This is a genomic window from Nocardia sp. NPDC046473, assembly GCF_040645995.1.
Classification (GTDB): domain Bacteria; phylum Actinomycetota; class Actinomycetes; order Mycobacteriales; family Mycobacteriaceae; genus Nocardia.
Genome location: NZ_JBEYZJ010000002.1, coordinates 333274 through 345849 on the forward strand (window position 1 = coordinate 333274; position 12576 = coordinate 345849).

12 protein-coding genes are annotated in these 12576 nt (G+C 67.3%); 6 read left to right on the top strand and 6 right to left on the bottom strand.

The annotated features are described in order from the left end of the window. Positions 1 to 44 precede the first annotated feature (44 nt). Positions 45 to 1634, bottom strand: coding sequence for an ABC transporter substrate-binding protein (locus ABZ942_RS07080; RefSeq protein ID WP_357380350.1), 1590 nt, complete (start codon positions 1632 to 1634; stop codon positions 45 to 47). Positions 1635 to 2048: 414 nt separating this feature from the next. Here ABZ942_RS07080 and acs point away from each other — a divergent pair, with 414 nt between their 5' ends. The 4 genes from acs (at position 2049) to ABZ942_RS07100 (ending at position 6963) form a co-directional block, all read left to right on the top strand. Next, positions 2049 to 4001 carry an acetate--CoA ligase gene (acs, locus tag ABZ942_RS07085; protein ID WP_357379813.1) on the top strand — a complete coding sequence of 651 codons (1953 nt, stop codon included), beginning with the start codon at positions 2049 to 2051 and terminating at the stop codon, positions 3999 to 4001. A gap of 216 nt (positions 4002 to 4217) precedes the next feature. Continuing rightward, complete coding sequence (nhaA, locus tag ABZ942_RS07090) at positions 4218 to 5435, top strand: Na+/H+ antiporter NhaA (RefSeq protein ID WP_357380351.1); 1218 nt, start codon at positions 4218 to 4220, stop codon at positions 5433 to 5435. 39 nt (positions 5436 to 5474) lie between these two features. Further along, positions 5475 to 5981, top strand: a complete 507-nt coding sequence (locus ABZ942_RS07095) for a phage holin family protein (protein WP_357379814.1) — start codon at positions 5475 to 5477, stop codon at positions 5979 to 5981. Between the two features lie 46 nt (positions 5982 to 6027). Then, positions 6028 to 6963 (top strand): alpha/beta hydrolase, encoded by a 936-nt coding sequence (locus tag ABZ942_RS07100; protein ID WP_357379815.1) that lies wholly within the window; start codon positions 6028 to 6030, stop codon positions 6961 to 6963. Between the two features lie 141 nt (positions 6964 to 7104). Here the strand turns inward: ABZ942_RS07100 and ABZ942_RS07105 are convergent, their stop codons facing one another. From ABZ942_RS07105 to nth, 4 genes are read right to left on the bottom strand one after another with little or no spacing between them, the layout of a single operon-like run. Then, positions 7105 to 8298 carry a MarP family serine protease gene (locus ABZ942_RS07105; RefSeq protein ID WP_357379816.1) on the bottom strand — a complete coding sequence of 398 codons (1194 nt, stop codon included), beginning with the start codon at positions 8296 to 8298 and terminating at the stop codon, positions 7105 to 7107. Continuing rightward, positions 8295 to 9011, bottom strand: a complete 717-nt coding sequence (locus ABZ942_RS07110) for a CoA pyrophosphatase (RefSeq protein WP_357379817.1) — start codon at positions 9009 to 9011, stop codon at positions 8295 to 8297. Before ABZ942_RS07110 ends, ABZ942_RS07105 begins: the two co-directional genes overlap by 4 nt. Further along, positions 9008 to 9646 carry a TlpA disulfide reductase family protein gene (locus ABZ942_RS07115; protein ID WP_357379818.1) on the bottom strand — a complete coding sequence of 213 codons (639 nt, stop codon included), beginning with the start codon at positions 9644 to 9646 and terminating at the stop codon, positions 9008 to 9010. The genes ABZ942_RS07110 and ABZ942_RS07115 overlap by 4 nt, the downstream gene beginning before the upstream one ends. Beyond that, on the bottom strand, positions 9643 to 10476 hold the full coding sequence (nth, locus tag ABZ942_RS07120; protein ID WP_357379819.1) for an endonuclease III: 834 nt from the start codon (positions 10474 to 10476) through the stop codon (positions 9643 to 9645). The genes ABZ942_RS07115 and nth overlap by 4 nt, the downstream gene beginning before the upstream one ends. Positions 10477 to 10582: 106 nt before the next feature. Between nth and ABZ942_RS07125 the strand changes: the two genes are divergently transcribed. Further along, on the top strand, positions 10583 to 10810 hold the full coding sequence (locus ABZ942_RS07125; protein ID WP_014981184.1) for a hypothetical protein: 228 nt from the start codon (positions 10583 to 10585) through the stop codon (positions 10808 to 10810). Between the two features lie 215 nt (positions 10811 to 11025). After that, positions 11026 to 11700: a Crp/Fnr family transcriptional regulator gene (locus tag ABZ942_RS07130; RefSeq protein WP_011206875.1), complete on the top strand. Its 675-nt coding sequence runs from the start codon at positions 11026 to 11028 to the stop codon at positions 11698 to 11700. A gap of 83 nt (positions 11701 to 11783) precedes the next feature. Here ABZ942_RS07130 and ABZ942_RS07135 read toward each other — a convergent pair whose 3' ends face one another. Then, complete coding sequence (locus ABZ942_RS07135; RefSeq protein WP_357379820.1) at positions 11784 to 12575, bottom strand: MBL fold metallo-hydrolase; 792 nt, start codon at positions 12573 to 12575, stop codon at positions 11784 to 11786. Between the last annotated feature and the right edge of the window lies 1 nt (position 12576).

Sequence of the window (12576 nt, forward strand, 5' to 3'; positions counted from 1 at the left end):
CAGTGCTGAGCCGCGCCGCGCGGGGCGGCGCGGCTCAGCAGCGGCTACTTCTGGATGCCTTCGAAGTCGAACAGGCCGTTCCACGCGAGACCGGCCGACTTCACCTTGTCGGAGCGACCGGCGGACGCGATGTAGTCGAGGACCGGGATGTCGGCCATCTGCTGCAGCATCATGGTCTGCGCCTGCGCGGTGATCTTGTAGGACTCCTCCTGTGTCGGCGCGGCGAGCGCGGCGTCGAGCAGCTTGTCGAACTCCGGCACCTTCCAGTCGACGTTGTTGGTGGAGGAGTAGCTGTAGTACTGCGAGGTGAGGAACTGCAGCATGGTCGGGTAATCGCCCTGCCAGCCGTAGCGGAACGCCTTGCCGATGGACTTGGCGTTCACCTCGTCACGGATGTTCTTGAAGGTCGGGTACGGGGCGCCGATGGACTCGATGCCGAGAGTGTTCTTGATGCTGTTGGCAACGGCTTCGATCCAGGCCTGGTGGCCACCGTCGGAGTTGTAGGCGATCTCGAAGCGACCCGACCACGGGGACATGGTGTTGGCCTGGGCCCACAGCTTCTTGGCCTCGTCCGGGTTGTACTTCAGGAACTCCGAGCCGGGCAGGTTGCCGTTGAAGCCGGGCAGCGAGGCCGAGGTGAAGTCACGCGCGGGCAACCGGGTCTTGTGGAAGATGTTCTCGCAGATCTGGTCTCGGTTGATCGCCATCGAGAGGGCCTTGCGGCGCAGCACGCCTTCTTCGCCCGAGAAGTGCGGGACGTTGGACTGGATGCCGATGTGCTGGTTCTGCGCGGTCGGCTTGGTGATCGCCCGGTCGCCGAGATCCTTCTCGTAAGAGGTGATCGCGCTGTCCGGGATGGTGTCGAGGGTGTCCAGGTTGCCCGCGATCAGATCGGCGTATGCCGTGTCGTAGGACTGGTACATCACGAAGCGCAGGCCCTTGTTCTTGGGCGCGCGGCCACCGTGGTAGTCCGGGTTGGCCACCAGGTCGATCTGCACGTTGTGCTGCCAGGCGCCGTTCTTCGCGAACTTGTACGGGCCGTTGCCGATCGGGTTCTCGCCGAACGCCTTGATGTCCTTGAACGCAGCCTCGGGCAGCGGGTAGAACGGCGCGTAGCCGAGCTCGGTCTCGAAGTCGATGGACGGCGACTTGAGCGCGACGGTGAAGGTCTTGTCGTCGACCACCTTCAGGCCCGACATGGTCTGTGCCGTCGGCTTCTCCGCCGACACCTCGTCGAACCCGACGATCGGGGTGAACGCGTAGCTCTGCAACTGAGCGTTGGTGCCGAGGGCGCCGTAGTTCCAGGCGTCGACGAACGACTTCGCGGTCACCGTCGTGCCGTCGGAGAACTTCCAGTCCGGCTTGATGGTGATCGTGTAGTTCTTGCGGTCGGTCGTCTCGATCTTCTGCGCCATCTCGTCGTGCGCGACGCCGTTGGCGTCGTAGTACTTCAGGCCGGCGAACAATCGGTCGACGACGCGGCCGCCCATGTTCTCGTTGGTATTGGTGGGCACCAACGGGTTCTGCGGCTCACCACCGTTCGTGGTGACGATGCTCGCGTCGGCACTGTCGTCCGACGAACATGCGGACAGTCCGAGGCTCGTAGCCAGCAGGGCTGCCGCAGTCAGCGCCATTGCTCTGTTGAATCTCAACGCGTTCTCCCGATTTCGAGAAGGGCGGAATCCGTGGCACGCGCATGAGGTCACCAGGCGCATGCCGGCACAAACCGCCTTGGGTGCCTCGCAGATTATCCACAAGAACGTGCCTTGTCATCGGATTGACAAAGGTTCGTTCCACTTGTTACCAATCCGGCAACATGACCGAAACACGGAAAACATCGCGCGAAAATGGCCTATCGGCCGGAACATTGCCTCCGTAGAGACCGTCCGGTGTCTCCTGGGACCGACCACTCCGTTGCGGATTACGCGACGGAGTGACTGGACCGAAACCCGGTGGAAACACCGGACGCGGCGTAGGTCACAGTTGATTACTGTCGAACTTGCTGCGTTTGAATCGTGGGCTCAGGCTACGTGGAAAGAAGATACGAGATGACCGAAACCGCCGACCACAGGGACTCGTACTCGCCGAGCGCGGAGTTCGCGGCCGCGGCGAACGCCGATGCCGCGCTCTACGAGCGGGCGTCGGCCGATCGTGACGCGTTCTGGGCCGAGCAGGCGAGTCGGTTGCACTGGCATCAGCCATGGTCACAGGTGCTGGACTGGAGCGATGCGCCGGTGGCGAAGTGGTTCGCCGACGGCAAGCTCAATGTCGCCTACAACTGCGTGGACCGGCACGTGCTGGACGGGCACGGCGACCAGATCGCGATCCACTGGGAGGGCGAGCCCGGCGATTCGCGGGCGATCACCTACCGCGAGCTGCTCGCCGAGGTCAGCCGCGCTGCGAACTACCTCACCGAACTCGGCCTCGAAGCAGGCGACCGCGTCGCCATCTACATGCCGATGGTGCCCGAAGCCATCGTGTCGATGCTGGCCTGCGCGCGGCTCGGCCTCACCCACTCGGTGGTGTTCGCGGGCTTCTCGCCCACCGCGCTGCGCCAGCGCGTCGACGACGCGAGCGCCCGACTGATCATCACCACCGACGGGCAGTGGCGGCGCGGCAAGTCCGCCCCGCTCAAAGAGGCGGTGGACGAGGCGCTGTTCGCGAACGGCGACGTGCCGCACAGCGTCGAGCACGTACTCGTGGTGCGCCGCACCGAGATCGAGGTGCCGTGGACCGACGGTCGCGACCTGTGGTGGCACGAGACGGTCGCGCAGGCATCCCCGGAGCACGAGGCACAGCCGTTCGATGCCGAGCATCCGCTGTTCATCCTCTACACCTCCGGCACCACCGGGAAGCCCAAGGGCATCCTGCACACCTCAGGCGGATACCTCACCCAGACGTCCTATACCCACCACAACGTCTTCGATCACAAAGCGGGACAAGACGTTTACTGGTGCACCGCCGACATCGGCTGGGTCACCGGGCACAGCTATATCGTCTACGGGCCACTCGCCAACCGCACCACCCAGGTGGTGTACGAGGGCACGCCCAATTCCCCGGATGAGCACCGGCACTTCCAGATCATCGAAAAGTACGGCGTCACTATCTATTACATCGCGCCGACACTGGTGCGCACGTTCATGAAGTGGGGCCGCGAGATCCCGGCCGCGCACGACCTGTCCAGCATCCGGCTGCTCGGCAGCGTCGGTGAGCCGATCAACCCGGAGGCGTGGCGCTGGTACCGAGAGGTCATCGGCGGCAACCGGACTCCGATCGTGGACACCTGGTGGCAGACCGAGACCGGCGCGATCATGATCTCCCCGCTACCCGGCGTCACCGCGACCAAGCCCGGTGCGGCGATGGGTGCGTTGCCCGGCATCTCGGCGCTGGTCGTCGATGAGGAAGGCAAGCCGGTGCAGCGCGGCGAGGCCGAGGCCAACGGCTATCTGGTGCTCGACCAGCCGTGGCCGTCGATGCTGCGCGGCATCTGGGGCGACATGGATCGGTACCGGGCCACCTACTGGGAGCGCTATGCCGAGCAGGGCTGGTACTTCGCCGGTGACGGCGCCAAGCTCGACGCCGACGGCGACCTCTGGGTGCTCGGCCGGGTCGATGACGTGATGAACGTGTCGGGCCACCGGATCTCCACCGCCGAGGTGGAGTCGGCGCTGGTCGGGCATTCCGGTGTCGCGGAGGCCGCGGTGGTCGGGGCCAGTGACGAGACCACCGGTCAGGGCATCGTCGCGTTCGTCATCCTGACCGCCGAGGCCGAGGACACCGGCACGGCGCTGGTGAACGAGCTGAAGGCGGAGGTGTCCCGCGCGATCAGCCCGATCGCGAAGCCGCGGGAGATCCACGTGGTGCCCGAGCTGCCCAAGACACGCAGCGGCAAGATCATGCGCAGGTTGCTGCGCGACGTCGCCGAGGGCCGGGAACTCGGCGACACCTCGACGCTGGTCGATCCCAACGTCTTCGAGGCGATTCGGGCGACCAAGGCGTAGCCCAGCTCCGATAACCAGTGCATGTGGCCGCACGCATTCGCGGCTCGCAAGCGCCCCATGTTAGGGCCGGTGGCGTGATTCGTCACCGGCCCTACCCGTTAGGATTGCGTAAGGTGTGCCGGGAAGTCTGGTCGGCATGCGCTCACGTACCTGACAGCCGAATCGGTGGATGGCGTGGTCGCAGCGTTGACCGATCCTGCCGAAAGGTTCCCCGTGATCACGCAAGTGCGCTCGGAACTGTCCCGCTATCTCCGGACCGAAACAGTCGGCGGTGCAATCCTTCTCATCGCGGCGGCCGTCGCATTGCTGTGGGTGAACTCGCCCTGGGGCGACAGCTACCTGACGATGACACAGACGACGCTCGCCATCCCGGGGCTGCACCTGGACCTCACGCTGGCCGAGTGGACCGCCGACGGCCTGCTCGCCATCTTCTTCTTCGTCGCCGGGCTGGAGCTCAAACGCGAGCTCGTCGTCGGCGAGCTGGCCGACCCGAAGCGGGCCGCGCTGCCGATCATCGCCGCGGTCGGCGGCGTGGTCACCCCGGCATTGATCGCCCTGGTGGTCGGCCTGGGCGTGCCGGGAATGGATCGCGGCTGGGCCATTCCGGTGGCGACCGATATCGCGTTCGCGCTGGCCGTGCTGGCGATGACCGGATCGCGCATCCCGGCGAGTGCGCGGGTGTTCCTGCTGAGCCTCGCCGTGGTCGACGATTTGATGGCCATCATTCTGATCGCCGTGCTGTTCACCTCCACGCTGGCGCTGCTGTGGCTGCTGGCCGCCGCGGCCTGCTTCGCGGCGTGGGCGCTGGCTCAGCACAAGCGGATCAGCACGCCGTGGCTCTATCTGCCGCTGGCGTTGGTGTCCTGGTACGCGCTGCACGAGGCGGGCATCCACCCGACGCTCGCCGGCGTGGCACTCGGCCTCCTCACTCGAGTGCGGACCGACCCCGGCGAGGAGGAGGCGCCCGCCACCCGGTTGGAGCACCTGATCCAGCCGATCTCGGCCGGACTGTGCGTGCCGCTGTTCGCGTTGTTCGCCTCCGGAGTTCCGTTGGACGGCAAGGTATTCGGCGCGCTGTTCAGCGACAGGCTGGCGCTGGCCGTCATTCTCGGGTTGCTGCTCGGCAAGACCGCCGGAATCTTCGGGATCAGCTGGCTCGCAATCCGGTTCGGGGTGGCGAAGCGGCCCGCCGGACTCGGCTATCGCGACATGTTCGCCCTGTCGGTGCTCGGCGCGATCGGGTTCACCGTTAGCCTTCTGGTGGCAGAACTCGCGCTGGCCGACGTCGGAGACGGCTCCGAAGTCGAATTGGCGAAGGCCGCTGTGTTGGTCACATCAATGGCGGCGTCGCTCGCCGGTTCGGCGCTACTGTTGCGACGTGGGCGTGTCCACCAGGCGCGGCGGGACGCCCGTGCGCTACAACCAGAAGAGTGAGGCCGAAGCAGTGCCTGGACAGGGAGAAGGGTCTACCAAGTGAGTGTCACAAACGGCGGAAACGGGAACGACGCACAGCGCGGTCGTACGGTGACCTCCATTCCCCTGTCCGACGCCAATCCCAGCGGTAGCGCCAGCTTCGGCACGCTGGTGCGCGACGCCACCGAACAGATGTCGACCCTGGTCCGGGCCGAGGTCGCGCTGGCCAAGGCCGAGGTGACCGGCGAGATCAAGAAGGGCCTGCAGGGCAGTGTCTACTTCATCCTCGCGCTGACCGTCCTGCTGTTCAGCACGTTCTTCTTTTTCTTCTTCGTCGCCGAGCTGCTCGACGTGTGGCTGGCCCGCTGGGCGGCGTTCCTGATCGTGTTCGCGTCGATGATCGTCGCGACCGCGGTGCTCGCCTACCTCGGCTATCTGCGGGTGAAGAAGCTGCGCGCGCCGGAGAAGACGATCGATTCGCTCAAGCAGGCCCGCGCGGCGCTGCCGCACGGACTCGGCGCCGCCGCCCACGACGCGCCCCGCTCGCTGGAAAAACCCGCTTCGTAACCGCTCGCTCGCGCGCGGATACCCCGAACTACTAGGCTGCATCGGCGTGTCGTCGCACTATATTCCGGATCCGTCCAGCGTCCGTTTCGACGGGCCGTGGGCGCATCGGGACGTTCATGCCAACGGCATTCGATTCCACGTGGTCGATGCCGCCCCGGAGCGCACCGACGCACCGCTGGTGGTGCTGCTGCACGGTTTCGCCGACTTCTGGTGGTCCTGGCGGCATCAGCTGACCGGGCTCGCCGAGCTCGGCTATCGCGCGGTGGCCGTGGACCTGCGCGGGTACGGCGACAGTGACAAACCGCCGCGCGGCTACGACGGCTGGACTCTGGCCGGCGATATCGCCGGGCTCATCCGCGCGCTCGGCTACACCGACGCGACACTTGTCGGGCATGCCGATGGTGGTCTGGTGTGCTGGGCGACCGCGGTGCTGCATCCTCGGCTGGTCCGGTCCATCGCGGTGGTGAGCTCCCCGCATCCGGCGGCACTCAAGAGCGCGGTGCTGCGCAACCGGCACCAGCGCGCGACCTGGCTGCCCAACTTCCTGCGCTACCAGCTGCCCCGCTATGGCGAGCGGCTGCTGACCACCGCCGACGGGTTCGAGGTCGAGCGGCTGCTGCGGCAGCGGGTGAGCGGATCCTGGTCGGGCACCACCGAATTCGTCGACACCGCGCGCCGAATGCGTTCGGCCATCCAGATTCCCGGCGCCGCGCACTGTGCGCTGGAATATCAGCGCTGGGCCTTCCGCAGCCAGTGGCGTCCGGACGGCCGCCGCTTCATGGCCACCATGCGCGAACCGATCCGCATCCCGGTCCTCGCCATGCGCGGCGACCTCGACCCGTACGTGCTCACCAGCACCTTCCGCCGCGGCCAGCACCTTTCACCGGACCGCCGCCTGGCCACCATCCCCGCCGCGGGCCACTACGCCCATCAGGAAAACCCGGACCTGGTCACCGCCGAATTGGCCAAACTCCTGACCTAACCCCGACCGAAGGCGCCCTTCAACCCGTCTGCCGGGATGAAGGTCGCCTGCGGTCAGCACAACCTCGAGACGGGACGCTGACCGAAGGCGCCCTTTGGGCTGTCTGGCGGGCTGAAGGTCGCCTTCGGTCGGGTCGGGGTATCAGCTGAGGACGCAGGCGCCGGTGCCGACCGGGACAGTGGACCCGGATGCGGCATCGAGCTGGGCGCGGACCTCGGACAACGTGAGGACGTAGCCGGTGTCGTCGTCGGTTACGGCGGCGCCGAAGACCACGCCGAGCACCTCGCCGTCGGTATCCACCAGTGGCCCACCGGAATTGCCCGCGCGGACCCGGCCACGCACGGTGTAGACCTCACGCTCCACCGTTCCGTCGCGGTAGATCGTCGGACCGGTGAGGTCCAGCGTCTCCCGGACGCGCGCCGCGCTCGCCGTGTACGGACCACCGCCTGGGTAGCCCAGCACGATGGCACTGTCACCCGGCCGCGCGGCGGCGGGCGCCTGCGGCACCACCGGGGCCGTGAGCCCCGGTACCGCGAGCACCGCGACGTCCTTGGACGGGTCGAACAGCACCACGCTCGCGTCCAGCGGGCCGCGCACGGTGTCCACCTGCACGCTGGTGGTACCCGCGACCACGTGTGCATTGGTCATGATGCGTTCGGGCGCGATCACGAAACCCGAACCCTCCAGCGCGCGCTGGCAACTCGGCGCGACGCCGCGGATGCGCAGCACGCTGCCCTGCAGCGAGGCGGCGACCGGGCTGGACAGCACGCTCGGGTCCGGCGGTTCGACGGCCGCGATGGGCGCGCGGCCGAACGGGCCGATCACGTCCGGCAGGCCGGAGGTGTTGAGCAGCTTGGAGAACTCGTTGGGCAAGCGGCGCAACCAGTTCGGCGCGACATCGTTGACGTCGGTGAGCACCCGGGAACCGTTGATCGCGGTGGCGATCGACGGCTGCGACGAGGTGGCCAGCGGCAACGCGAGCAGCCATGCGGTGACCAGCACCGCCACCGCCTGCAGCACCGCACCGACCACGCTGTCCACGCTGCGGGTGAACGGATGTCGCATGCCGCCGCGTGCGGCGCGGCCGAGCACCATGCCCGCGACCTCGCCGACGATCACCAGCAGCACGATCAGCAGCACGCCGGTAAGGACCCTGGCGCGGCCCTCGTCGACATGGATCAGGATGTGCGGGGCGATCAGAATGCCCGCGACCGCACCGAGGACGACGCCGAGGAACGCGAGGGCGGACGCGACCGCGCCCTGCCGCCACCCCGAGGAGGCGGCCAGCAGCGCGAGCAGCACCACCGCGATATCGAGCCAGGCCGAGGTACTCATAAGGTCATTCCCACGTCGGCAAGGGCGGCCTCTAGGTCACGCACATCCCGGTGGTTCCAATCCGGTTCCCAGCCCGCGGCTTTGAAGATCCCGGCGAGGATCCCGCCGGTCAGACCCCAGACCAGCATGCCGTCCACCTGAAACGCGGGGCTCTGGTAGCCGAGACTGCTGCGGACCAGGAAACGGTTCGCCGGATCGAGCAGGCTGGCCAGCGGCACGCGCACCACCCGTTCGGTCTCGCTCTCGTCGACCACCCCGACCTCGCTCGGGGTGCGCCAGTAGGCGACCACCGGCGTCACATCGAAGCGCGACGGCGGCACGAACAACTTCGGCAGCACCGCAAGGGGATCCACGCCGGCCCGATCCAGCCCGGTCTCCTCGCACGCCTCGCGCAACGCGGTATCGATCGGCCCGGTGTCACCCGGATCCACCGCGCCGCCGGGGAACGCGATCTGGCCGCGATGCTGCCGCAAGGTGGCGGCACGCTGGGTGAGCAGCACCTCCGCATCGGCGGGCAGGCCGCCGAGCCCGTCGGCATCGGCCTCGGGTGCGCCGCCGAACAGCACCAGAACCGCCGCCTGCCGTGGCGTCGAGGTGATGGACATGGCGCGACGCAGCGTGCGCGCGATCGTGAGAGTGTCCGAGTTGTCCGTCGCGGGCTCGGTGGCCTTGCTCAGCCACTTCGGAATGTCTTGCGGCACAGGGATGGTCATGCGGCAACCCCGAGCTCCTGCGCGACGGTGTTCGCGATGTCGTCGACCCCGGTGAACGCGCGCACCTCGACCCGCGCGACCGAACCGTCGGCCCGCAACAGCACCGAGATCGGCAGCACGGCGGGCGCGCCGACGGCCGTGCGCACGCGCGCGTCGGCGTCGAGCACTCCAGGGAGTTTCACGTTCAGTCCGGTCAGTCGTGAAATCGCCTTGGCCTCATCGGGGTCGCTGTGCACGGTCAGCACGGTAATCGCGTTTCCGGCGCGTTGGGCGAACTGCTGCAAATACGGCAATTCTTGCGCACACGGCCCGCACCAGTAGGCCCAGAGGTTCAGCAGCGCGGGTTTACCCGCGAGCGCGGCGGCCAGGTCGACCGCGCCGCCGTCGGCCAGGCAGCTGACCGGGATACCGGCCAGCGGGCCGGAACCGGCGGTGCCGGGGGCGGGACGCGGGCAGGCCGCGAGGTTCGCCGCGCTGCGTTGCTGCTCGGATATCCCGGCGCTCGAGCGTGCCTGCTGCCCGTTGTCCGCCGTGGTGTCGGTGTCCCGGCCTCGTGGCCACAGGGCAGCCGCCAGTGCGATCACCGCGATCAATCCCGCCAGCGCCCATCGCCAGGCGACCGGGAATTGTCTCACCGGCCCACCAGTTCGAGCAGATGCTCCCGCTCCGGACCCTTCACCAGCTCGGCGGCGGTGTCCGGGTCGGTGGGCCCGGCCCCGAACGACGGGCAGTCCTTGGCCAGCACGCACACCCCGCAGGCCGGTTTCCTGGCATGGCACACCCGGCGGCCGTGGAAGATCACCCGGTGCGACAACATCGTCCAGTCTTTGCGTTCGATGAGCTCGCCGATGATGTGCTCGACCTTCACCGGGTCTTCCTCGGTGGTCCAGCCCCAGCGCCGCACCAGGCGGCCGAAATGGGTGTCGACGGTGATGCCGGGCACGCCGAACGCGTTGCCGAGAATGACGTTGGCGGTCTTGCGGCCGATCCCGGGCAACTTCACCAGTTCGTCCATGGTGTGAGGCAATTCACCGTCGTGATGCTCGAGCAGTGCCTGACCGAGGCCGATCAGCGAGCTGGCCTTGTTGCGGAAGAAACCGGTCGAGCGGATGTATTCCTCCAGCTCGGCACGGTTGGCCTCGGCGTAAGCGCGCGCGTCCGGGTACTTGGCGAACAGGGCGGGGGTGGTGAGATTCACCCGCACATCCGTGGACTGCGCGGAAAGTATTGTCGCGACCGCCAATTCGAGTGGATTCGTGAAGTCGAGCTCACAATGCGCGTCCGGGAAAGCGTCGGCCAATGTCCGATTCATTCGGCGCGCTCGGCGTACTAGTCCGAGCTGAGTTTCCGCCTGTCGCGCGCGGGATTTCCGTTTCGGAGCGGCGACCGGGCCGGGTTGCGCATCGGTCGCCTCGGGGGCGGACGCACGCCCGTTCCCGGCGGCTGTGGAGGGGGTGACACGCACCTGTCCACCATACGGAACCATCGGCGAACGTTGCCCGTCCAGTTCGGTTGCCGTGTTCCATCTGAGACCTAGACCGTGTTTACTCCTCCGTATGCAAGGACTCGCTGTGGTGCTCTTCCCAGTGCTGTTGATGCTGTTCGCACTGGGTATGGAGCGGGTCGAGAACCGGCTCCGCAAACTTCTCGAACCCGACGAAGAGGTTCAGCAGTACCTGGACAAAGCAAGCAACGCAGAAGTGAAAGAGCTGACGAGGCTCGGCCTGCCCGCGGCCGTAGCCCGGATGCGTAAGCGCCGCGCCCGCGGCGAAGAGCTGGATGTGGCACGGGCAAGCTGACGCGCGAGTCGACAGACCAGACGGCTGGAGCTGGGGCAACCAGCTAGGTGCCCGCGAATGCCAAGATCAGAAACTGGTACGGTTCTTCGCTGCGCCACGCAATCCACACGTTACGTGGTGTCTGTCACTACGCTGTCATCATGCCGCGTAGACTGCGCTGTTGGCCGAGTCGCTTTCGGTCCAGTACAGAGCCATTTCCCATAAGGAGCACATAAGTGGACGAGGCCCTCGCCAGAGCAGGCATCTTCCAGGGCGTCGAGCCCACTGCGGTGGCCGCCCTCGCCAAGCAATTGCAGCCGGTGGATTTTCCGCGCGGCCACGTCATCTTCAACGAGGGTGAGCCAGGAGATCGGCTCTACATCATCACCTCGGGCAAGGTGAAGATCGGCCGCAGATCACCGGACGGCCGGGAGAACCTGTTGACCATCATGGGCCCGTCGGACATGTTCGGCGAGTTGTCGATCTTCGATCCGGGCCCGCGTACCTCCACCGCGACCACGGTGACCGAGGTCCGCGCCGTCACCATGGACCGGGACGCCCTGAAGTCCTGGATCGACCAGCGGCCCGAGATCGCCGAGCAGTTGCTCCGCGTGCTCGCGCGTCGCCTGCGTCGTACCAACAACAACCTGGCCGACCTCATCTTCACCGACGTCCCCGGCCGGGTCGCCAAGGCGCTGCTGCAGCTCGCACAGCGGTTCGGCACCCAGGAGGCCGGTGCGCTGCGGGTCACCCACGACCTGACCCAGGAGGAGATCGCCCAGCTGGTCGGCGCCTCCCGCGAGACCGTGAACAAGGCGCTTGCCGACTTCGCGCACCGCGGTTGGCTGCGGCTGGAGGGCAAGAGCGTGCTCATCTCCGACTCGGAGCGTCTGGCCCGCCGCGCGCGCTGACACGCTACCGACCTGACCGAACAACACGCTGGGTTCCTAGCTCCTAGAGCCCAGCGTGTTGTCGTGTTCGGAGTAAGTCCGGGTTAGCCTTCGGCGCGCAGGTACTCCAGCTGCGCCTGCACCGAACTGCGCGCGGCCAGCCATAGTCGTTTGTCGACATCGGCGTAGACGCGCCGGACCACGGCCATCGCACCCGCGTCCGGGCCGAGCACCCGCAGAGCTTCACGCACCTGATCGAGGCGTTCCTGCCGATGCGTGATGTAGTACCGGGCCACCGGCTCCAGATCGGGATGGTCCGGGCCGTGCGCGGGCAGCAACGCCTTGCCCGCCCCGATCTCGACCAGTCGGTCCAGCGAGGCCAAGTAGTCGGCCAGGGTGCCGTCGCTCGAATCGAGCACGGTGGTGCCGCTGCCGAGAATGGTGTCGCCGGTCAAGACCGCGTCGTCGAGCAGGAAACTCGTCGAGTCGCCGGTGTGGCCCGGCGTGGCCACCACGGTGATCCGCAGCCCGGCGGCCTCGATCACCTCGCCGTCGACCAGCGGTGCGTCCGAACCGTGCAGGAACTCGGTTTCCTTGGCGCGCACCGGAGTTCCGGTCAGCTTGACGAGGTGATCAATGCCGCCGGTGTGATCGTGATGCCGATGGGTGATCAGCGTGAGCGCGATACCGCCCCCGGTGACCTCGGCGATCTTGGCGCCGTGCGCCTTGTCCTTCGGACCGGGATCGACCACCACACAATCCGATCGGCCCGGCGCGCGCAGGATCCAGGTGTTGGTGCCCTGCAGCGTCATCTGGCCCGGGTTGTCCGCCAGCAGCACCGCTGCCGTCGGGGTGACCTGCCGTAGTTGTCCATACGCGGGATGTTCAAGTGCCATA

Excerpts from the sequence above, each read along its gene's own strand:
- ABZ942_RS07080 (WP_357380350.1), bottom strand. The coding sequence starts at position 1,634 with ATGGCGCTGACTGCGGCAGCCCTGCTGGCTACGAGCCTCGGACTGTCC.
- acs (WP_357379813.1), top strand. The coding sequence starts at position 2,049 with ATGACCGAAACCGCCGACCACAGGGACTCGTACTCGCCGAGCGCGGAG.
- ABZ942_RS07105 (WP_357379816.1), bottom strand. The coding sequence starts at position 8,298 with ATGAGTACCTCGGCCTGGCTCGATATCGCGGTGGTGCTGCTCGCGCTG.
- ABZ942_RS07110 (WP_357379817.1), bottom strand. The coding sequence starts at position 9,011 with ATGACCATCCCTGTGCCGCAAGACATTCCGAAGTGGCTGAGCAAGGCC.
- ABZ942_RS07135 (WP_357379820.1), bottom strand. The coding sequence starts at position 12,575 with ATGGCACTTGAACATCCCGCGTATGGACAACTACGGCAGGTCACCCCG.